The organism is Streptomyces sp. NPDC040545 (genome assembly GCF_055595065.1).
The window spans coordinates 258,609-278,779 of the sequence record NZ_JBVIWA010000004.1 but is presented as its reverse complement, the minus strand read 5'-3'; the positions used below and the strand labels follow the sequence as shown (position 1 = coordinate 278,779).

Below are 20,171 nucleotides of genomic sequence, written 5' to 3'. Positions count from 1 at the left end.
GCCTACTCGGCCGTATTGTCTACGCATCGAAGCGATGCATGCCCCTACAGGAGATGAAGCCCCGATGATCACCCCACCCGTCGTGCACTCGCTGCGCGAGCAGATCCGCGAGCACATCGTGGAGGGGATCGTCAGCGGGCGCTGGAAGCCCGGCGAGCGGATCGTCGAGCGCCGGATCGCCGTGGAGCTGGAGGTCAGCCAGACGCCCGTACGGGAGGCCCTGCGCGAGCTGGAGACGCTGCGGCTGATCGAGTCGGCGCCGAACAAGGGCGTGCGCGTACGGAACCTGTCCGCGGCCGACCTGGAGGAGATCTACCCGGTCCGGGCGGGTCTGGAGCAGATCGCGGCCGAGCTGGCCGCGCCGAAGCTGGCGAGCGACTGCTCGGCGCTGGAGCCGCACGTGGCGGCGCTGTGGGAGGCCGACCGGACCGAGGACGGGACCGCGCAGGTACGGCACACCGTCGGGTTCCACCGGGAGATGGTGCGGGCGGCCGGGAACAGTGTGCTGCTGCACACCTGGGAGAGCCTGGGCATCGAGGTCTTCACGGCGCTGTCCATCCGCTGGCTGGGGACCGTCCAGAAGTCGTACGCCGAGGAGCACGAGGCCCTCGTCGAAGCGTTCCGCAGTCAGGATCCGGACATCGGGCTGCTCGTGAAGCGGCATGTGCTGGGGTGCGCCCCGCGCGCTTGATCGACTGCGGAGCGCCCCTTTGTCCGCGTTTGACCGGCACCGCGTGCCCTTTTCCCTGGCACGCGGTGCCGACTTTCGCCGGATGGACGTTTCTTTGTCACTTTCATTTGATCGATCATCGATCAGCGATTTACAGTCGTCGCGGACCTCAACCAGGTCCACCGACCCTGTCCTGCCCGTCAGGGATTTTTTCACCACCTCTCCTTTGTCCGGAAGGCGGCGCACAGCAATGTCCGACCCCGTAGGAAAGCTTCCGAGCGAGCTCGACCAGCTCCCGGACCGCGACACCGAGGAGACCGCCGAATGGGCGGCCTCTCTCGACGCTGTCGCACAGGCCGCCGGTACGCGCCGCGCCGAATACCTGCTCCGCCGCACGCTCCAGCACGCCGAGGCCGCCGGCCTCGCCCTGCCCAAGCTGCTGGAGACGGACTACGTCAACACCATCCCCACCGCCGCGGAGCCCGAGTTCCCCGGTGACGAGGAGATGGAAGCCAAGATCACCGCATGGAACCGCTGGAACGCGGCCGCCATGGTGACCCGCGGCTCCAAGTACGGCGTCGGCGGCCACATCGCCACCTTCGCCTCCGCCGCGTGGCTCTACGAGACCGGCTTCCAGCACTTCTTCCGCGGGAAGGAGGCCGACGGATCGGGTGACCAGCTCTACATCCAGGGCCACGCCTCCCCCGGCATCTACGCCCGCGCGTTCCTCGACGGACGCGTCTCCGAGCAGCAGCTCGACAACTTCCGCCAGGAATCCGGCGGCAACGGCCTGCCGTCCTACCCGCACCCGCGGCGCCTGCCGTGGCTGTGGGAGTTCCCGACGGTGTCCATGGGCCTCGGCCCGCTCTCCGCGATCTACCAGGCGCGCTTCAACCGCTACCTGCAGAACCGGAGCATCAAGGACACCGCCAACTCGCACGTCTGGGCCTTCCTGGGCGACGGCGAGATGGACGAGCCCGAGTCGACCGCCGCCCTGGCCCTCGCCTCTCGCGAGCAGCTCGACAACCTGACCTTCGTCATCAACTGCAACCTGCAGCGCCTCGACGGTCCGGTCCGCGCCAACTTCCGCGTGGTCCAGGAGCTGGAGGCCCAGTTCCGCGGCGCCGGCTGGAACGTCATCAAGTCGCTGTGGGGCTCCGCCTGGGACGAGCTGTTCCAGCTCGACACCACGGGCGCCCTCGTACGCCGCCTGCGCGAGGTACCGGACGCTCAGTTCCAGACGTACGCGACCCGCGACGTGGCCTACATCCGCCAGCACTTTTTCGGCGCCAACGCCGAGCTCGTGCAGCTGGCCGGGGTGCTCTCCGACGCGAAGATCGCCGAGTGCTTCCACTCCTCCCGCGGCGGCCACGAGCCCCGCAAGGTCTACGCTGCGTACAAGGCCGCCCTGGAGCACAAGGGCGCGCCGACGGTCATCCTCGCGCAGACCGTCAAGGGCTACACGCTGGGCGCCGGGTTCGAGTCGAAGAACGCGAACCACCAGATGAAGAAGCTGACGATCGACGAGTTCAAGGACATGCGTGACCTCCTTGGCCTCCCGATCCCGGACAGCGCCTTCGCCGACGGCCAGGTCCCGTACGGCCACCCGGGCGCGAACAGCCCCGAGGTGCAGTACCTGAACGAGCGCCGCGCGGCGCTCGGCGGTCCGGCCCCGGCCCGCAAGGTCAAGCACGTGGCGCTGCCCGCCCCGGCGGAGCGTTCCTTCGCCCCGCTGCTCAAGGGCTCCGGCAAGCAGGAGATGGCCACCACCATGGCCTTCGTCCGGCTCGTCAAGGACCTGATGCGGGACAAGGAGACCGGCAAGCGCTGGGTGCCGATCGTCCCCGACGAGGCCCGTACCTTCGGTATGGAGTCCCTCTTCCCGTCGGCCGGCATCTACTCGCCGCTGGGCCAGACGTACGAGCCGGTCGACCGCGACCAGCTCATGTACTACAAGGAAGCCAAGGACGGCCAGATCCTCAACGAGGGGATCACCGAGGCCGGCGCCATGGCCGACTTCATCGCCGCCTGCACGTCGTACGCGACGCACGGCGAGCCGATGATCCCGTTCTACATCTTCTACTCGATGTTCGGCTGGCAGCGCACCGCCGACCAGATGTGGCAGCTCGCCGACCAGCTCGGCAAGGGCTTCATCGTCGGCGCCACCGCCGGCCGCACCACGCTGACCGGTGAGGGCCTGCAGCACGCGGACGGCCACTCGCACCTGATCGCGTCCACGAACCCGGCGTCGCTCAACTACGACCCGGCCTTCGCGTACGAGATCGCGGTGATCGTCAAGGACGGTCTGCGCCGGATGTACGGTGAGACGCCGGAAGACGTCTTCTACTACCTGACGGTCTACAACGAGCCGAAGGTGCAGCCCGCCATGCCGGAGGGCGTGGAGGAGGGCATCCTCAAGGGCCTCTACCGCTTCAACACGGCGGCGGACCTGGCGGAGGCGGCCCCGGCCGCCGACGCCCCCAAGGTCCAGCTGATGGCCTCGGGTACGGCGATCCACTGGATCCTGGAGGCGCAGAAGCTGCTGGCCGCCGAGTGGAACGTGGCCGCCGACGTCTGGTCCGCCACCTCCTGGGGCGAGCTGCGGCGCGAGGCGCTGGAGTGCGACGAGGCGCTGCTGCGCGGCGAGGTGCGCACTCCGTACGTCACCCGCGCGCTGGAGGGTGCCGCCGGCCCGGTGCTCGCCGTCTCCGACTGGATGCGTCAGGTCCCGGACCAGATCAGCCAGTGGGTGGAGCAGGACTACACCTCGCTCGGTACGGACGGCTTCGGCCTGTCCGACACCCGCGAGGGCGCCCGCCGCCACTTCGGTGTCGACGCCCAGTCGATCGTGGTGGCCGCGCTGGCCCAGCTCGCCCGCCGCGGCGAGGTGCCGGCGTCCGCCGTCAAGGAGGCCCGGGAGCGCTACGGCCTGTAAGGTCCCGCGCCCGCGCACAGCATGCCGAAGGCCGGTGTCCGGCCCCGCCAAGGGGGTCGGACACCGGCCTTTGGCCGTATGAGCGGTGGCGGCCGGGGGGTGAACCCGTGATGCTGGAGCGGTGATGGACGAGACGGAGTTCTGGGAGATCGTCGACCGTACCCGCGAGGCCGCCGACGGCGACCCCGAGGAACACGCCGAGCTGCTCGTGGAGCGGCTCTCACTGCTCGACCCGGACTCCGTCCTGGACTTCGCCCGCCACTTCGAGTCCCGGTACAACCGGGCGTACACCTGGGACCTGTGGGGCGCGGCCTGGGTGCTGCTCGACGGGGCGAGCGACGACGCCTTCGACTACTTCCGGTGCTGGCTGATCGGCCAGGGCCGGGAGGTGTTCGAGGGCGGGGTGCACGATCCCGACCAGCTGGCGGAGCTCCTGGGCGACTTCGACGAGGAGATCGACGGGGACGGCGAGGAGCTGGGGTACGCGGCCGACGAGGCGTACGAGCAGCTGACCGGGGCGGTGGCGCCGGACCTGGGCATCCCGATGCAGGCGGCCGAGCCGGAGGGCGCCCCGCTGGACTTCGAGAACGAAGCCGTGCTCGCGGAGCGCTTCCCCCGGCTGTGGGACCGGTTCCGCGCGTGATCAGTAGTGCGTGCCGCCGTCGATGCGGATCTCCGTACCGGTGATGAAGGCGCCGTCCTCGGACCCCAGCATGGCGACGACGCCGGCGACGGTCTGCGGGCCGGCGAAGCCCTGGCCGAGGGCCGGGGCCAGCTTGGTGAAGAGGGACCAGTCGGTGTCCTGCGGCAGGCCGGGGCCGTTGCCGGTGGTCATGCCGCTCTCGATGGAGCCGGGAGCGACGCTGACGAAGCGCAGGCCCTGCTTGCTGTACTCGGCGGCCAGCGCGTGGGTCATGGACTGGATGCCGCCCTTGCTGGCCGCGTAGGCGGACATGTAGGGGTGGGCGAAGGACGCCGAGGTGGAGCTGAAGTTCACGACGGCCGGCCGGTCGCCCGCGAGCAGCGCCGGGAGGGTCTCGCGGATCATCAGGAAGGTGCCGGTCAGGTTGACCCCGATGACCTGGTTCCAGAGGTCGAGGGTGGTCTCGTGGGTGTGCCCGGAGCGCAGGATGCCGGCGGCGTTGACGAGTACGTCGATACCGCCGAGGACGGCGGCCGCGGCGGCCACGCCCTCCTTGACGGCGCTCTCGTCGGATATGTCGAGGAGCGCGGTGGTGAGCCGGGCCGCGTGACCGTCGGCGGCGGCCCGGTCGGCGGCGGCCTTCAGGCCGGCCTCGTCGACGTCCACGGTGTGGACCCGGCCGCCCTCGGCGAGGATGCGGTGGACGGTGGCCTGGCCGATGCCGGAGCCACCGCCGGTGATGAGGACGCGACGTCCTTCGTAACGGTTCATGGCGCGAGCGTACCCAAGCAATGGCACGTTTTGCCATCATGACAAAGGATGTAATCGTCGAGGGTGGCGAGGGGTACGCTTCACCCGTGAGATCCCCTCGTCCGTACTCTCCCCAGGCCGGCCCCGGAGCCCAGTCGCTGACCGAGCGCCGCAAGGCCGCCACCCAGCTCGACATCGCCCGCGCGGCCTGCGAGCTGTTCGCCGAACACGGCCCCGACGGCACCACCGCCGAGGACATCGCCCACCGGGCGGGGGTGGCACTGCGCACCTTCTACCGCTACTTCCGCAACAAGCAGGAGGCGGTGGCCCCGCTGCTGGCCGGCGGAGGTGACGCCTGGCGCGCCCTGCTCGCCGAGGAGGACCCCGGCACGCCGCTGGGCGAGGCGCTGGAACGCGCGGTCACCCGGTCCCTGAGCGGAGAGCAGGCGGTCGAGGAGGGCCTGGAGGTGACCCGCGGCCTGCTGCGCGCGGCGGCGGACGACCAGGCCCTGCGCGCGGTCTGGTACCGCGTGAACCAGGATTCCGAGGAGCACCTGGTCCCGGTGATCTCCCGGCTGGCGGGCCCGGAGGCGGACCCGCTGGAGGTACGTCTGCTCGCGGCGGCGGCCACGGACGCGATCCGTGTCTCGCTGGAGCTGTGGTCGACGACGCAGGCCCCGGTCTCGGGCTCCGGATCGCCGGCGGAACTCGCGGTCCGCTGCCTGCGTGACCTCACAGGGGCGATGCCCCTGCTCCTCCGCCAGGGGTAGGAACAGGGGCATCGCATCGGGTCGTCGGGCAGGGCCGGTGCCGGGCCGGCGGCTCTACGTCTCCAGGTGGGGTTCAGCCACCCCAGCCGCCGCCACCGCCGCCCCCTCCTCCGCCACCCCAGCTGCCTCCACCGCCGTCGCCTCCGCGACCGCCGTCGCCGCCCCCGCCGCCCCAGTTGCCGCCGCCGTCGCCACCGCGACCGCCGCCGTCACCCCAGTTGCCGCCGCCGTCACCACCGCGTCCGCCGTCGCCGCCACGGCCGTTGCCCCAGTCACCGTTGCCGCCGCGGCCGTTGCCCCAGTCGTCGTGGTTGCCCCAGTCACCGTTGCCACCGCGGCCGGAGTCGTTCCAGTTCCAGTTCGACCAGTTCGAGTCGTGCCAGTTGCGGTTGTCGCGCCAGCTGTCGTTGTATCCGCCGACGCCGCCCTGGTCCCAGCACCAGCTGGGGCGGTTGCGCCAGTCGTGGTTGCAGCAGGCGTCCCACCGGGCGTCGGAGCGGTTCGAGGGATACCGGTAGCAGTTGTAGCCACCGTTCCCGCCACCGCCACCGTTACCGGTGACGACCGAAGCCGAGGCGCTGGCGACGGGCAGCAGGCCTATCGCGATTCCCGCGGCGCCCGCCATGGCTGCCGCAACGATCTTACGGCGCATTGTCATGCACCTCCGCACGTGTGTCGCTTATGAGGCTTTTAGGTCATTTCCACCCTCACTCGCCCGTGCGGCCCTGTCAAAGCGGAAAGGCCCCTCGCCACACTCCGCAGAGCGTGGCGAGGGGCCTCCCATCAGGCGTTTTTAGATGTCGAAGTAAAGCTCGAACTCGTGCGGGTGCGGACGCAGCGCGATCGGGGCGATCTCGTGCGTGCGCTTGTAGTCGATCCAGGTCTCGATCAGGTCGGGGGTGAAGACACCGCCGGCCAGGAGGTACTCGTGGTCCGCCTCCAGGGCCTTGAGGACGTCCTCGAGGCTGGTCGGGACCTGCGGGACGCTCGCGTGCTCGTCGGGCGAGAGCTCGTAGAGGTCCTTGTCGATCGGCTCCATCGGCTCGATCTTGTTCTTGATGCCGTCGAGGCCCGCGAGGAGCAGCGCCGAGAAGGCGAGGTACGGGTTCGAGGACGGGTCCGGCGCGCGGAACTCGACGCGCTTGGCCTTCGGGTTCGAGCCCGTGATCGGGATGCGCATGGCGGCGGAGCGGTTGCGCTGCGAGTACACCATGTTGACCGGCGCCTCGAAGCCCGGCACCAGGCGGTGGTAGGAGTTCACCGTCGGGTTGGTGAACGCCAGCAGCGACGGGGCGTGCTTGAGGATGCCGCCGATGTAGTAGCGGGCGGTGTCCGACAGGCCCGCGTAGCCGGCCTCGTCGTAGAACAGCGGGTCGCCGTTCGCCCACAGCGACTGGTGCACGTGCATGCCCGAGCCGTTGTCACCGAAGATCGGCTTCGGCATGAAGGTCGCGGTCTTGCCGTTGCGCCAGGCGACGTTCTTCACGACGTACTTGAAGAGCATCAGGTCGTCGGCCGCGGCGAGCAGCGTGTTGAACTTGTAGTTGATCTCGGCCTGGCCGCCGGTGCCGACCTCGTGGTGCTGGCGCTCGACCTGGAGGCCCTGGGCGTCCAGTTCGAGGGAGATCTCGGCGCGCAGGTCGGCGAAGTGGTCGACCGGGGCTACGGGGAAGTAACCACCCTTGTAGCGGACCTTGTAACCACGGTTGTTCTCCTCGGAGCCCGTGTTCCAGGCGCCGGCCTCGGAGTCGATGTGGTAGAAGCCCTCGTTCGCGGAGGTCGCGAAGCGCACGCTGTCGAACACGTAGAACTCGGCCTCGGGGCCGAAGAACGCGGTGTCGGCGATGCCGGTCGAGGCGAGGTACGCCTCGGCCTTCTTCGCGATGTTGCGCGGGTCGCGGCTGTAGGCCTCACCCGTGATCGGGTCGTGGATGAAGAAGTTGATGTTGAGCGTCTTGTCCTTGCGGAACGGGTCCAGACGCGCGGTGGTGATGTCGGCACGCAGCGCCATGTCGGACTCGTGGATCGCCTGGAAGCCGCGGATCGAGGATCCGTCGAAGGCGAGCTCCTCCGCCGGGTCGAACGCTCGCGCCGGGATGGTGAAGTGCTGCATCACACCAGGCAGGTCGCAGAAGCGGACGTCGACGAACTTGACGTCGTTCTCCTCGATGTACTGCTTCACTTCGTCGGCGTTCTTGAACATCCAACTCCTCCTACTCCCGGCCCCGGGGGAGGGACGGGCTTTATAGCTCGTGGCGCGTCAGTGCGGTGCCGCACGCTGACCCGACCATAAGCAGACGGGATTTCCCAAGCATGACCCATTTGTTTCGCACAAGTTAACCAGGGTCCGGCCGGAGGGCCCTGCGGCGCCACGGGTACCGTGTTCGGGTGGACAACAGACAGGCAATCGGATCCTGGCTCTCCGGCCCCCGCGCGGCCGCCGAGGAGATGGGCGTCGACTTCGGCTATCCGGGTCAGCGGCTCGGCCTGCCCCAGCAGGGGCCCGGCTCGGTGGCCCGCTTCGGGCGCCGGCTCGGCGCCGTCGCGATCGACTGGATCGGCTGCCAGCTGATTGCCTACGGGCTGATCACAGGCGGCGACCTGACCGCGGCGGGCAACTGGACCCTCGCGCTCTTCGTGGCCCTCACCATCCTGACGGTCGGCACCGTGGGCTTCACCCCCGGCAAGCGGATCCTCGGCCTCCGGGTGATTTCGGAGTCCGGCGGCCGTCTCGGCATCGTCCGGGTGGTCCTGCGCACGCTGCTGCTGGCCCTGGTCGTCCCGGCGCTGATCTGGGACCGCGACGGCCGCGGCCTCCACGACCGGCTGGCCCGCGCCGTCCAGGTCCGCATCTAGAACCGGCCCCGCACTGCGGGCCCCACGCGTACGACACAGGGGTGCCCCCCGAGCTCGCGGGCTCGGGGGGCACCCCTGTGTCGTATACGAAAATCAGGTGAGCTGGTCAGCGCATCTTTCCGCCGCGCGGCATCTTCATGCCCTTCGGCATGGGGCCCTTCGGCAGCGGCATGTTGCTCATGAGATCACCCATGGCGCGCAGCTTGTCGTTGACCTCGGTGATCTGCGGGCCGGCCAGCACGCGCGGCAGCTTGAGCAGGGTGGTGCGCACCTTCTTGAGCGGCACTTCGCCCTCGCCCGTACCCACGATGAAGTCGTGCACCGGCACGTCCGGCATGATCCGGGCCAGCTTCTTCTTCTCGTTCGCGAGCAGCGGCTTCACCCGGTTCGGGTTGCCCTCGGCGATCAGCACGACGCCGGCCTTGCCGACGGCGCGGTGGACGATGTCCTGCTGCCGGGTCATCGCGATGGCAGGGGTGGTCGTCCAGCCCCGTCCCACGTTGTCCAGCACGGCCGCGGCCGCTCCCGGCTGCCCTTCCATCTGCCCGAAGGCAGCCCGCTCGGCCCGCCGTCCGAAGACGATCGCCATCGCGAGGAACGCCACCAGGAATCCCAGGATGCCCAGGTAGAGCTCATGCCCGACCAGGAAGCCGATCGCGAGAAAGACACCGAAGGTGACGATGCCCACGCCTGCGACGATCAGACCGACCTTCGGGTCCGCCTTGCGCGTCATCTTGTACGTCAGGGCGATCTGCTTCAGTCGCCCGGGGTTCGCAGCAGTCTCTGCGTTTGACTTCCTCGCCATAAAGCGAAGTTTACGTGGCCTGCGGGGTTCGGGTAGCCGCGGCCTCAAGTACATGTTCGGTTTCGACCCGGTCCTTGGCCCTCTTGCGGTCCTCCAGGACCGCCGTCCAGGCGTTGCGGCGGGCCCCGCTCATCAGCAGGGACTCAATGCCCCGGAAGGCGTCGGAGAGGGTCGGGATGGCAATGGCGCGTACGGGCGCGGCCTGCATGATGTCGATCCCTTTCACGATGCTCGCCTCTGCGCGACGCGAGCGGTGTGTGCGGTGCGTGGACCAAGCGTCACTGACTGGTGTTACCAGGGCGTGACCGGTCGGTCAAATGTGATTGACACGTTGCACACACCGACGCGGCCCGCCGGACTCTTCCTCAGGGAAGAGCCTAGGGGCCGCGTCGATGCGGTGTTACCTACTAGTAACGCTTTGTGCGCGACTTCACACGCTCGGATCACGGACGATCAGACGCTCGCGCGCTTCTGGTTCTCTCGGTCGGGCTCCGCCTCGCCACCGCTCCGGCCGCGTGCCCGCCCTCGTACCTCGGGCGGACCCGCAACCTACGCTACGGCTCCGCTGCGCTTCTCCATCGCCTGCTGGTAGAGGCGACCCGCACGGTAGGACGAGCGGACCAGCGGGCCGGACATCACGCCGGAGTAGCCGATCTCCTCGGCCTCCTTCGCCAGCTCCACGAACTCGGCCGGCTTCACCCAGCGCTCGACGGGGTGGTGCCGCGGCGAGGGCCGCAGGTACTGGGTGATGGTGATGAGCTCGCAGCCGGCCTCGTGCAGGTCCTTCAGGGCCTGCGAGACCTCCTCGCGCTCCTCGCCCATGCCGAGGATCAGGTTTGACTTGGTCACCAGGCCGTAGGCGCGGGCCTTGGTGATCACGTCGAGCGAGCGCTCGTAGCGGAAGCCGGGGCGGATCCGCTTGAAGATGCGCGGCACCGTCTCGACGTTGTGCGCGAAGACCTCGGGGCGGGAGGCGAAGACCTCCTCCAGCAGCTCCGGGACCGCGTTGAAGTCGGGGGCCAGCAGCTCGACCTTGGTGTGGCCGGACTCGCGGCCCGCCGTCTGCTGGTGGATCTGGCGCACGGTCTCCGCGTACAGCCAGGCGCCGCCGTCGGCCAGGTCGTCGCGCGCGACGCCCGTGATGGTGGCGTAGTTCAGGTCCATCGTGACCACGGACTCGCCGACGCGCCGCGGCTCGTCACGGTCCAGCGCCTCGGGCTTGCCCGTGTCGATCTGGCAGAAGTCACAGCGCCGGGTGCACTGGTCACCACCGATGAGGAAGGTGGCCTCGCGGTCCTCCCAGCATTCGTAGATGTTGGGACAACCGGCTTCCTGGCACACCGTGTGCAGTCCTTCGCCCTTCACCAGGGCCTGCATCTTGGTGTACTCGGGACCCATCTTCGCCCGGGTCTTGATCCACTCGGGCTTGCGCTCGATGGGGGTCTGGGCGTTACGGACCTCCAGGCGCAGCATCTTGCGTCCGTCGGGTGCGACTGCGGACACGACCGGCTCCCTGTGACTTCGATTGTTCGGGCGCCCACCAGGGTACGCCCGTAATTTCATACGCTCTTACGTCGGCCAACCTGCGAGCGGCCGGTCTCATTCCCGGGGCTGGGCCAGGGGGCTAGGAGCCCACGGCTGGCTCTATCTCGCGGGGCTTCGGCTCCGCGTGCTCCAGTACGTCCTTCAGGTGCCGTTCGGCCACCGGAAGCACCTCTGTGATGGTGATCTCCCGGCCCAGTTCGTACGAGAGCGAGGTCACACCGGCGTCCCGGATCCCGCAGGGGATGATCCGGTCGAACCAGGTGCTGTCCGGGTTCACGTTGATCGCGAAGCCGTGCATCGTGACGCCCTTGGCGACCCGGATGCCGATGGCGGCGAGCTTGCGGTCCTCGCGGCGCTGGCCGGCGTTGGAGGGGGCGTACTCGGGGCCGTTCAGCCGCGGGTCGAACTCCTCGTCGTGCAGCCGGGGGTCGAACTCCAGCGACAGCCCGCCGATCTTCGGACGCTCCTCGACGGGGTCGCCCAGCACCCAGACGCCGGAGCGGCCCTCGACCCGGGTGGTCTCCAGGCCGAACTCGGCGGCGGTGCGGATCAGGGCCTCTTCGAGGCGGCGGACGTGGGCGACGACGTCCACGGGGCGGGGCAGCTTCATGATCGGGTAGCCGACCAGCTGGCCCGGGCCGTGCCAGGTGATCTTGCCGCCGCGGTCCACGTCGACGACGGGGGTGCCGTCGAGCGGGCGCTCACTGGGGTCGGTGCGCCGGCCCGCCGTGTAGACCGGCAGGTGCTCCAGCAGCAGGCAGGTGTCCTCGATCTCGTCCGCGAAGCGGGCCGCGTGCACCCTGCGCTGTTCGTCCCACGCCCGGGTGTACTCGACGGATTCCGGTCCGAAGCCCAGATGGACAAACCCAAGCTCAGCCACCGCAGCGCCTCCTCATTGAACCTGCTGTGTGCACGTACCTCACCGAGCCAAGAGTACGGCGACCCGCGCGAGCCCCTTCAGGGCCCCGGCACGGGCCCGGGCACGGGCCCCGGCACGGGCCCCGGCACGGGCTCCGGCACGGGCTCCGGCACGGGCTCCGGCACGGGCTCCGGCACGGCCTCGGGGGTGGGCGCGGAAGTGGGCTCCGGCGGGGGTCCCGGCAGCTGCTTCGGCCGGCGCCGCCCTTTGAGCGGCCGGTCCGGGTCCTCGTCCGCGCGCGGCAGCCGCCGGTGGCCCTCCGAGTGGTCGTTGACCCAGCCGCACACCCCGCAGGCGTACCGGCCGTCGAGCCCCGCGATGTAGGTGCCGCAGCGCCGGCACTCCGCCTCGGTCAGTTCGGGCGGGGACAGCGGGACTGTGGATGCGGTTCGCTCCTCGGGGAGGTGCGCCCCGTGGGGCCGAGGGGTCATGGGCCGCAGCGTACGCGGGCGGAGGGGTCCGGTCCGTAAAGGGCCCTACGCATTCTGCACACGATCGGATGAATGTGGGGCAGAGAGGGCGGCATCGGCGAAGTTCGCCGCTACATTCACGCCGTTCACAGGGCCGGGACTCCGGTCCGTCACGTCAGGAAACCGTGGAGCCGATGACGGAACGACCTGCCCAGCGCGTCCCCAACCGGCAGCTCGCGGCGCTGATCGCGGAAGCCGGGTTCTCCAATGCCGGTCTCGCCCGCCGCGTCGACCAGCTCGGCCTGGAGCACGGTCTCGACCTGCGGTACGACAAGACCTCCGTGACCCGGTGGCTGCGCGGGCAGCAGCCCCGCGGCACCACCCCCGCGCTGATCGCCGAGGTCTTCACCCGCCGCCTCGGACGCCGGCTCTCCGCCCAGGACCTGGGCCTGGACGCCTGCGCGCCCGTGTACGCCGGGCTGGAGTTCGCGGCCACCCCGGAGGAGGCCGTGGACATCGCGAGCGGGCTGTGGCGCAAGGACTCCGGTTCGCACGCCGAGCTCCGGAAGATCGCCTTCACCCCGGCCGGGCTGGTCGTGCCCAGCCGGGACTGGCTGATCGGGCGGGCCGACGAGCGGGTCGGCCGGGGCGCGGAACCCGCCGCGGCCCGTGTCCCGCTGCAGGGGCGGGCCTCGGTCCCCCGGCAGCGGCAGATCGACCGCGGCCCCGGGCAGCGCGTCACCAGCGGGGACATCGCGGCGCTGAGATCGGTGAGCGAGCTGTTCCGGACCCTGGACCAGGCTTACGGCGGCGGGCACGCCCGCCAGGCCCTGGTGCGCTACCTGGAGCACGAGGCCGAGCCGATGCTCCGCGGAACCTACGGGGAGACCACCGGGCGGCGGCTGTTCGCGGCCGCCGCCGATCTGACCCGGCTCGCGGGCTGGACCTCCTACGACATCGCCGCGCACGGGCTCGCCCAGCGGTACTTCGTGCAGGCGCTGCGGCTCGCGCAGGCGGCCGCGGACCGTCCCTACGGCTCGTACGTCCTGGTCACCATGAGCCGGCAGGCGGTCTACCTAGGCCACGGCCGCGAGGCCGTGCAGCTCGCCCGGGTGGCCCAGCAGGGCGTCGGCTCCGGCCCGCCGCCCGTGGTGCAGGCGCTGCTCCACTCGGCGGAGGCACGCGGACACGCCGTGCTCGGCGAGGTCCGGGCGTCGACCGCCTCCCTGGTGCGGGCCGAGCGCGCGCTGGGCTCGGCCCGGCCGGGGGACGACGTTCCGCACTGGGCCCGGTTCTACGACGAGGCGCAGCTGGCGGACGAGTTCGGGCACTGCCACCGGGACCTCCAGCAGTACCGGGCCTCGGCGCAGCACGCGGAGCGGTCCCTGCAGCTGCGGGGACCGGCGTACGCGCGCTCCCGGCTGTTCTGCCGGGTGGTGCTGGCCACGGCCCGGCTGGGGCTGGGCGAGCTGGACCAGGCGTGCGCGCTGGGCGCGGAGGCGGCGCAGCAGGCGATGGAGATGCGGTCGGTGCGGGCGGTGGAGTACGTACGGGACTTCGAGCGGCGGCTGGAGCCGTACCGGGACGCCTCGGCCGTGCGGACCTACCGGGACCGGGTGGCCGCCCTGTCCTGAGGCGCCCCGAAGCGTCTCGCCGCGTCCCGAAGCACCCCGGGACGTGCGGCAGGGGCCCGGTCCTGTGACGGGACCGGGCCCCTGTGTGGGTGGTGGTTCTCAGGCCGCCACCGGAAGTGCGGGCTCCGGGGCGACCGGGAGCGGGATTCCGAAGTCGCGCAGGACGGCGCCGGCGGCGCGGCGGGCCGAGTGCAGGGCCCCCTGGACGGTGTTGGTGTCGCGGTGGTCACCGCACACGTACAGCCCGGCCAGTACCCGTACGGGACGCCGCATGTCGTGCGGCGGCGGCATCGCGGGGACCGCCTCCGGGGTGTGGTGGACGGCCAGCAGTTCCCACTCGCGGGTGGGGGTGTCGTAGAGCCGGGCCAGCCGTGAGGCGACCGTGCGCGCCGGTGGCGGCGGGCCGAGCACGGTGGTGGTGACCAGGCTCCGGCCGGCCGGGGCCCGGGTCGGGTCGACCGCGCTCATCACGGCCGTGTGGGAGACGGGCCACTTGGGGTCCCCGTCCAGGAGCAGCGAGCCGTCCCGGGACAGGGGTGCGGTGGTGGCGTGGTGCAGGACGGTGACCTCGTGGAAGGCGGGCACGCGCAGGCCGGGCAGGAGCTCGGCGGCGGCGCGGGCCCCGGTGGCCAGGAGGACGGAACGGCAGCGGAAGTCGCCGTGCTCCTCGGTGGTGACCAGGTTGGTCGCCACCGACCGGACCCGGACCCCGGTCCGTACGGTGCCGGGCGGCAGGGCGGCGGCGAGCAGGCCGGGCAGGGCCGCCGCGCCGCCCTCGGGCACGGCGAGCCGGCCGCGGGCGAAGGTGCGCAGGGCGAGGTCGGCGACCCGGCTGGAGGTGGTGAGCTCCGGGTCGCGCAGCAGGGTGGCGAGCAGGGGGCGGAGCGCTCCGTTCAGGGTGCGCGCGGGCAGCGCGCGGGAGCGCAGGGCGGCGTGCGCGGTGCGTTCGGGACGGGCGAGCAGTTTCTCCTCGGGCAGGGTGGCGAGCCGGCCGAGGGCGGCGCTGATCCGGGCCTGGTCGAGGGAGCCGCTGGCCAGGGCCCGGGCCGGGGTGAGGACCCCGACCCGCAGCTGTTTCCCGTCGGTGTGGACGAGGACGCCCGGTGCGAAGGGGCGCAGGGTCAGGGCCCGCAGGCCCGGCGTGCGTTCGAGCTCGGTGTACGCGGTGTTGAGCAGCTGGCCGATCCGGTCCAGCCGGAACCCGTCGGCGGACTCGGTGGCCATCCGCCCGCCGGGGTCGTCCGCGGCTTCCAGGACGGTGACCGTGACTCCGGCCGCGATCAGGTGCTGCGCTGCCGCGAGTCCTGAGACTCCGGCTCCTACGATGACGACGTCCGCATGGTGTGCGGCATGGTGTGCGCTGCTGAGCACGTGCCCCTCCCCGAGGTCGGCGCGGCTGTGTGGGGATCCTCCTTCCCCCAACCGGTTAAAGGGGAACCCGAGTTCGGCGGGGTATTGCGGTCAACTCCGGTCGCACAGCGGTCGCATATGGGTCACGAACGGTCGCACGGTGGTCGCACGCGGATCTCAGAGCGCGGCGCGGATCGCCTGCTCGATGCCGGGGTCGCGGAAGACGAAGCCGGACTCCAGCAGCCGCGCGGGCCGGGCCCGCTGACTGCCCAGCACATCCTCGGAGAACTCCCCCAGCACGACGCGCAGGGCCACGGCCGGTACGGGCAGCAGCGCCGGCCGGCGCAGCACCCGGGCCATGGCCTCGGTGACCTGGCGGTTGGTCAGCGGCTCCGGGGCGGTCAGGTTGACCGGGCCGGACAGGCCCGGGGTGTCGATGATGTGCCGCAGGGCCGCGATCTCGTCCCGAAGGGAGATGTACGACCAGTACTGGCGGCCGTTGCCGAGCCGGCCGCCGATGCCGGCGCGGAAGATCGGGAACATCCGCCCCCAGGCCCCGCCCTCGCGGGCGACGACCAGTCCGGTACGGGCGAACGCGGTCCGGATCCCGGCCTCCTGGGCGGCGGCGGCGGCCGCCTCCCACTCCACGCACACCGAGGGCAGGAACCCCTGCCCGGCCGGAGCGCTCTCGTCGACGGTCCGGTCACCGGTGTCCCCGTAGTAGCCGACGGCCGAACCGCTGACCAGGACGGCCGGCGGCTCGTCGAGGGCGGCGAGGGCGTGCGCGAGCGTGGCGGTGCCGAGCACCCGGCTGTCGCGGATCTCCCTCTTGTACGCGGCCGTCCACCGGTGGTCCCCGACCCCGGCCCCGGCCAGGTGCACGACGGCGCCGCAGCCGGCCAGCCCGGCAGGGTCCACATACCCGCGCGCCGGATCCCACCGCGCCTCGTCCGCCCCGACGGGCTCCCGCCGCACGAACCGCACCACCTCGTGCCCGTCTTCCCGCAGGGATCGCACGAGTGCACTTCCGATGAGCCCGGTCGCCCCGGTGACAGCAATGCGCATACCCCCATCCTGCCGGGTCGCTGCGCCGGCGGGGCTGAAGAACCAGCCCCGCCGGCGATTGGGGCGCGGGGTCCGTGGCGGAGCCCCGGGGCCGGGCGGAGCCCGGTTCAGGCGGTCGCGGTGCCGAGCCAGGTGCCGACCGCGTACGTCACGGCCATGGCCAGGGCGCCGCCCAGGACGTTGCGGGCGACCGCCCTCGGCAGCGGCGCCCCGCCCAGCCGCGCACTGATCACCCCGCACAGCGTCAGCGCCGCCAGCACCGCCACCACCGTCACCGGCACCCGCTGCGACGGCCCCGGCAGGATGATCGCCAGCAGCGGCAGCAGCGCCCCCACCGTGAAGGCGACGAGGCTGGCGAAGGCCGCGTGCCAGGGGTTGGCGAGCTCGTCGGGGTTGATCCCGAGCTCCACCCGGGCGTGGGCCCGCAGCGCGTCCCGCTCCGTCAGCTGCTCGGCGGCCTCCCGCGCCACGTCCCGGCTGAGCCCCCGCTCGGCGAGCAGGTCGGTGAGCTCGTCGAGCTCCGCCTCCGGCTCCTCGGCCAGTTCCCGGCGTTCCAGGTCGAGCGCGGCCCGTTCGGAGTCCCGCTGGGAGCTGACGGAGACGTACTCCCCCGCCGCCATCGACAGCGAGCCCGCCAGCAGCCCGGCGACGCCCGCCGTCAGGATCGCCGCGCGCGAGGTGGTGGCCCCCGCCATACCGACCACCAGACCCGCGGTGGAGATGATCCCGTCGTTGGCGCCGAGCACACCCGCGCGCAGCCAGTTGAGCCGCGTGCTGATCTCCGCGCTCTGCGAGCCGTCGCCCTCACCGTGCGCCTCGATGTGCGCCCGGCTGGGCCGTTTCTCCGCGCCTTCGCTTGCCGTCACGCCCCCACTGTCGCGGCCCGGGGCGTACGAAGCCACCCGGCGAGCCGGTCCGGGGTGCGCGGGCCCGGCCCCCGTACCAGGGTGGAGGGGTGAGACGCCGACGTCAGGAGCCGGGATGGCTGCGCGGCGAGCCGCCGCCGCGCTGGGCCCGGATCGCGCCCGCCGTGGCCCTGGTCGTGCTGGTCCTGGCCCAGGCGGTCACCCCGGGCGCGGAGCTCGGGTTCTTCCTGGCCGGTCTGCCCCCGGTGGCCGCCTTCGCGTACGGGGCGGCCGGGACCGCGGTCTTCGCCGGCCTCGTCCTCCTGCTGCTGGGGGTGCACTCGCTCGGTGTCGCCAACGCCCGGGGCACGGACCTGGCCACGGTGGCCGCCGTCGGCGTGCTCAGCGTGGTGATCGCATGGGTCCGCCAGCGCCGGGACGCACAGCTGGTCAGCGTACGGACGGTGGCGGAGGCGGCTCAGCTCGCGGTCCTCCCGCCGGTGCCGGAACGGGTGGGTCCGGTGCGCTGCTCGGGCCTGTACCGGGCGGCACAGCGCGGCACGCTGGTCGGCGGCGACCTGTACGACGTACGGGCCGGGCCGTACGGGGTACGGGCGCTGGTCGGGGACGTCCAGGGGCACGGACTGGCGGCGGTCGCCACGGTGGGGGCGCTGCTCGGGGCCTTCCGCGAGGCGGTGATCGACGACGCCGGGCTCGGGGCGGTCGTGGCCCGGCTGGACCGGCGGCTGGTGGCGGACGCGGCGGCCGCGTCGGTCGAGCATCCGGAGCTGTTCGCCACGGCCGTACTGCTGGAGTTCCCGCCCGGGCTGGACGTCGTGCGGATCGTGTCGTGCGGGCACCCGTCGGCCCTGCGGGTCCGCGGCTCGGCGGTGGAGGAGGTGATCGTCGACCCGGGGCCGCCCCTGGGCCTGGGGCTCGCCGGTCCGGCCCCGCCGCCGGTGACGGAGCTGGCGGTGCGCCCCGGGGACCAGCTGCTGCTGCACACCGACGGCGTGACGGAGGCCCGCGACGCGACGGGGCACTTCTACCCGCTGGCCGCCCGGGTACCCGTACTGGCGCGGGACCCGGCGGGCCTGCTCGGGGCGGTCTGGCGGGACCTCGCAGCCTTCACCAAAGGCGGCCCGAACGACGACGTGGCCCTGCTGCTGCTGTCCCTGGACGGAGGGGAACCGGCGGCATAGGGGGTGTCGTGTCGGGCGGTCCCGGCCGGCCGCGCTCGGCCGGCCGGAACCCCCTGTCATGCAGTGAGCGACAGCCGTAGCGACCACGACCGGCAACTGACCGCCGAAAGCCGGCGCCTGCGGCCTGCGCTGAGCCCCGCGGCCTGACGCGCCTACGACTCCATGATGAACGCGCGCACCATCTTGCAGGTGACATTCGACGGCCGGTGGATCCCCGTCCGGACGGCCATCGTCCGGATCTTCCGGTTGGTGGCGCGGCGGGCGTCGTACGTCCCCGAGTCGAGCAGGGATATCGCCAGCCGCATCGCCTTCAGGCGGCGGTTGTGGCTCTCGTACCACTCGCGGGGCAGCCCCGCCGGCAGCGGCTTCTTCTTGACGTGCTGGACGGTGGTGGCAGTGGCCATCTACAGCCTCCCAAACGGTAGTTGGCTTCCTGTCGTTCTTCCTCGATTTTACCGGTGACCACTGACAGAAGCCCCTGGCCAGACCGACCCTGGGTAGGGTTGCGGCCATGGAGATCTGGATCAATCCCGCCTGTTCCAAGTGCCGCAGCGCCCTGACCCTGCTGGACGCGGAGGGCGCCGATTACACGGTCCGCCGCTACCTGGAGGACGTGCCCTCCGAGGACGAGATCCGCGAGGTGCTCGGCCGGCTCGGACTGGAGCCGTGGGACATCACGCGCACCTCGGACCCGCTGGCCAAGGAGACCGGCGTACGGGACCTGCCGCGCGAGGAGACCGACGCGGCGCGCGGGCTCTGGATCGCCCACCTGACCGCTCACCCGAAGCTCATCCAGCGCCCGATCATCACCGCCGAGGACGGCACGGCCGTGGTCGGCCGCTCCGAGGAGGCCGTCCGCGAGGCCCTGTCCCGCAAGGGCTAGAAGACCCGCCGGACGATCTCCGCGGCGGCCGTCAGCGGCAGCGCGTGGTGCGGGACCCCGGGCAGTACGGCGACACGCGCGCCGGGCAGCGCCTCGCGCGCCGCCCGGGCCGCACGGCCGGGGTCGTGGCAGCGGGCGAGCCCGGCGAAAAGGATGTCGACCTGCGGGCCCGCGCCCGAGGGCCGCGCGAGCCCGGCCAGGTCCGGGCGCGGCCCGGTGACCGGCCGGACGGCGGGGAAGCCGGCGCTCTCCTCCTGCAGCCGCAGCCAGGCCGGATCGAGCACGGCCCCGCGGGTCTCCCAGGCGAGGAAGGAGCGGATCCGCTCCGGGGTGGGCCGTACCAGCATGGGCAGCGCGCGCAGTACGTAGCCCGGACGCAGTCCCGCGAAGACCTGGGTCGGGTCGAGCAGCACCAGGCGGCGGAGGCGGGCCGGGCGCCGGGCGGCGTAATGGGCGGCGATCCAGGCCCCGTACGAGTGCCCGGCGAGGGTCACCGGCCCGTGCGGGCCCAGCCCGTCGAGGACCGCGTCGAGCCAGCCGACCAGGTCCGCGGCGGTCCGGATCGCCCGGTCGGGCGCCGGAACGCTGAGCCCCGGATCCCCCACCAGGTCCACGGCGTGCACCCGGTGGGCGCGGGCCGCCCCGGCGGCGACGCATGCGCCCCACACGGTGGAAGTGGACCCGCCGCCGGGCAGCAGCACCAGCGGCGGCGCACCGGCCGGGCCGCAGCGGTTGATGCGGGTGACCCCGTACGGGGTGGTCAGGTCGGCGGCCTCGACGGGGCCGGGCCACCGGCCGAGCACCGCGTCGTAGGCGGCGCGGAAGGAAGACGTCCGGTACATGCGCCGCTCCGATCCCTCATCCGATGCCTCATCCGATATGCATCCAA

21 protein-coding genes are annotated in these 20,171 nt (G+C 71.9%); 8 read left to right on the top strand and 13 right to left on the bottom strand.

Going from position 1 to position 20,171, the window contains the following annotated elements; all coding sequences use genetic code 11:
• Positions 1 to 67 precede the first annotated feature (67 nt).
• The 3 genes from ACZ573_RS11745 (at position 68) to ACZ573_RS11735 (ending at position 4,248) form a co-directional block, all read left to right on the top strand.
• A complete protein-coding gene (locus tag ACZ573_RS11745; protein WP_471302671.1) occupies positions 68 to 691 on the top strand; it encodes a GntR family transcriptional regulator in 624 nt (207 codons plus the stop codon).
• 229 nt (positions 692 to 920) lie between these two features.
• Entirely contained in the window at positions 921 to 3,605 is a 2,685-nt protein-coding gene (gene aceE, locus ACZ573_RS11740; protein WP_471302360.1) for a pyruvate dehydrogenase (acetyl-transferring), homodimeric type, read from the top strand.
• Positions 3,606 to 3,729: 124 nt separating this feature from the next.
• Positions 3,730 to 4,248 (top strand): DUF4240 domain-containing protein, encoded by a 519-nt coding sequence (locus ACZ573_RS11735; RefSeq protein ID WP_468120543.1) that lies wholly within the window; start codon positions 3,730 to 3,732, stop codon positions 4,246 to 4,248.
• Here ACZ573_RS11735 and ACZ573_RS11730 read toward each other — a convergent pair whose 3' ends face one another.
• On the bottom strand, positions 4,249 to 5,019 hold the full coding sequence (locus tag ACZ573_RS11730) for an SDR family NAD(P)-dependent oxidoreductase (RefSeq protein WP_471302357.1): 771 nt from the start codon (positions 5,017 to 5,019) through the stop codon (positions 4,249 to 4,251).
• 86 nt (positions 5,020 to 5,105) lie between these two features.
• On the opposite strand from ACZ573_RS11730, the gene ACZ573_RS11725 reads away from it, so the two are divergent.
• Positions 5,106 to 5,768, top strand: coding sequence for a TetR/AcrR family transcriptional regulator (locus tag ACZ573_RS11725; protein ID WP_471302354.1), 663 nt, complete (start codon positions 5,106 to 5,108; stop codon positions 5,766 to 5,768).
• Between the two features lie 73 nt (positions 5,769 to 5,841).
• On the opposite strand, the gene ACZ573_RS11720 is transcribed toward ACZ573_RS11725, so the two are convergent.
• Positions 5,842 to 6,426: a hypothetical protein gene (locus tag ACZ573_RS11720; protein ID WP_471302351.1), complete on the bottom strand. Its 585-nt coding sequence runs from the start codon at positions 6,424 to 6,426 to the stop codon at positions 5,842 to 5,844.
• A 135-nt stretch (positions 6,427 to 6,561) separates the two neighbouring features.
• Complete coding sequence (gene glnA, locus ACZ573_RS11715) at positions 6,562 to 7,971, bottom strand: type I glutamate--ammonia ligase (RefSeq protein ID WP_471302348.1); 1,410 nt, start codon at positions 7,969 to 7,971, stop codon at positions 6,562 to 6,564.
• A gap of 185 nt (positions 7,972 to 8,156) precedes the next feature.
• On the opposite strand from glnA, the gene ACZ573_RS11710 reads away from it, so the two are divergent.
• The gene (locus tag ACZ573_RS11710; RefSeq protein WP_471302345.1) at positions 8,157 to 8,624 is read left to right on the top strand and encodes an RDD family protein; all 468 of its coding nucleotides are present in this window, start codon (positions 8,157 to 8,159) and stop codon (positions 8,622 to 8,624) included.
• 106 nt (positions 8,625 to 8,730) lie between these two features.
• Here ACZ573_RS11710 and ACZ573_RS11705 read toward each other — a convergent pair whose 3' ends face one another.
• The 5 genes from ACZ573_RS11705 to ACZ573_RS11685 form a co-directional block, all read right to left on the bottom strand.
• Positions 8,731 to 9,429 carry a DUF4191 domain-containing protein gene (locus tag ACZ573_RS11705; RefSeq protein WP_314253123.1) on the bottom strand — a complete coding sequence of 233 codons (699 nt, stop codon included), beginning with the start codon at positions 9,427 to 9,429 and terminating at the stop codon, positions 8,731 to 8,733.
• A 10-nt stretch (positions 9,430 to 9,439) separates the two neighbouring features.
• A complete protein-coding gene (locus tag ACZ573_RS11700; RefSeq protein ID WP_030010916.1) occupies positions 9,440 to 9,637 on the bottom strand; it encodes an SCO2195 family GlnR-regulated protein in 198 nt (65 codons plus the stop codon).
• Between the two features lie 341 nt (positions 9,638 to 9,978).
• Positions 9,979 to 10,932, bottom strand: a complete 954-nt coding sequence (gene lipA, locus ACZ573_RS11695; RefSeq protein WP_301371603.1) for a lipoyl synthase — start codon at positions 10,930 to 10,932, stop codon at positions 9,979 to 9,981.
• A gap of 121 nt (positions 10,933 to 11,053) precedes the next feature.
• Positions 11,054 to 11,854 carry a lipoyl(octanoyl) transferase LipB gene (gene lipB / locus ACZ573_RS11690; RefSeq protein WP_471302341.1) on the bottom strand — a complete coding sequence of 267 codons (801 nt, stop codon included), beginning with the start codon at positions 11,852 to 11,854 and terminating at the stop codon, positions 11,054 to 11,056.
• A 77-nt stretch (positions 11,855 to 11,931) separates the two neighbouring features.
• A complete protein-coding gene (locus ACZ573_RS11685) occupies positions 11,932 to 12,324 on the bottom strand; it encodes a hypothetical protein (RefSeq protein WP_471302338.1) in 393 nt (130 codons plus the stop codon).
• 173 nt (positions 12,325 to 12,497) lie between these two features.
• On the opposite strand from ACZ573_RS11685, the gene ACZ573_RS11680 reads away from it, so the two are divergent.
• The gene (locus tag ACZ573_RS11680) at positions 12,498 to 13,937 is read left to right on the top strand and encodes a regulator (RefSeq protein WP_471302335.1); all 1,440 of its coding nucleotides are present in this window, start codon (positions 12,498 to 12,500) and stop codon (positions 13,935 to 13,937) included.
• Between the two features lie 99 nt (positions 13,938 to 14,036).
• Here ACZ573_RS11680 and ACZ573_RS11675 read toward each other — a convergent pair whose 3' ends face one another.
• The 3 genes from ACZ573_RS11675 to ACZ573_RS11665 form a co-directional block, all read right to left on the bottom strand.
• Positions 14,037 to 15,308 (bottom strand): NAD(P)/FAD-dependent oxidoreductase, encoded by a 1,272-nt coding sequence (locus tag ACZ573_RS11675; RefSeq protein ID WP_471302332.1) that lies wholly within the window; start codon positions 15,306 to 15,308, stop codon positions 14,037 to 14,039.
• A gap of 156 nt (positions 15,309 to 15,464) precedes the next feature.
• The gene (locus ACZ573_RS11670) at positions 15,465 to 16,352 is read right to left on the bottom strand and encodes a TIGR01777 family oxidoreductase (protein WP_471302329.1); all 888 of its coding nucleotides are present in this window, start codon (positions 16,350 to 16,352) and stop codon (positions 15,465 to 15,467) included.
• A gap of 107 nt (positions 16,353 to 16,459) precedes the next feature.
• On the bottom strand, positions 16,460 to 17,173 hold the full coding sequence (locus tag ACZ573_RS11665) for a VIT1/CCC1 transporter family protein (protein WP_471302667.1): 714 nt from the start codon (positions 17,171 to 17,173) through the stop codon (positions 16,460 to 16,462).
• A 134-nt stretch (positions 17,174 to 17,307) separates the two neighbouring features.
• On the opposite strand from ACZ573_RS11665, the gene ACZ573_RS11660 reads away from it, so the two are divergent.
• Positions 17,308 to 18,399, top strand: coding sequence for a PP2C family protein-serine/threonine phosphatase (locus ACZ573_RS11660; protein WP_471302327.1), 1,092 nt, complete (start codon positions 17,308 to 17,310; stop codon positions 18,397 to 18,399).
• A 152-nt stretch (positions 18,400 to 18,551) separates the two neighbouring features.
• Here the strand turns inward: ACZ573_RS11660 and ACZ573_RS11655 are convergent, their stop codons facing one another.
• Positions 18,552 to 18,803 (bottom strand): hypothetical protein, encoded by a 252-nt coding sequence (locus ACZ573_RS11655; protein WP_030012991.1) that lies wholly within the window; start codon positions 18,801 to 18,803, stop codon positions 18,552 to 18,554.
• Positions 18,804 to 18,910: 107 nt separating this feature from the next.
• Between ACZ573_RS11655 and ACZ573_RS11650 the strand changes: the two genes are divergently transcribed.
• The gene (locus tag ACZ573_RS11650; protein ID WP_471302324.1) at positions 18,911 to 19,282 is read left to right on the top strand and encodes an ArsC/Spx/MgsR family protein; all 372 of its coding nucleotides are present in this window, start codon (positions 18,911 to 18,913) and stop codon (positions 19,280 to 19,282) included.
• Here ACZ573_RS11650 and ACZ573_RS11645 read toward each other — a convergent pair.
• Positions 19,279 to 20,124 (bottom strand): alpha/beta fold hydrolase, encoded by an 846-nt coding sequence (locus tag ACZ573_RS11645; RefSeq protein ID WP_471302321.1) that lies wholly within the window; start codon positions 20,122 to 20,124, stop codon positions 19,279 to 19,281. The genes ACZ573_RS11650 and ACZ573_RS11645 overlap by 4 nt on opposite strands.
• Between the last annotated feature and the right edge of the window lie 47 nt (positions 20,125 to 20,171).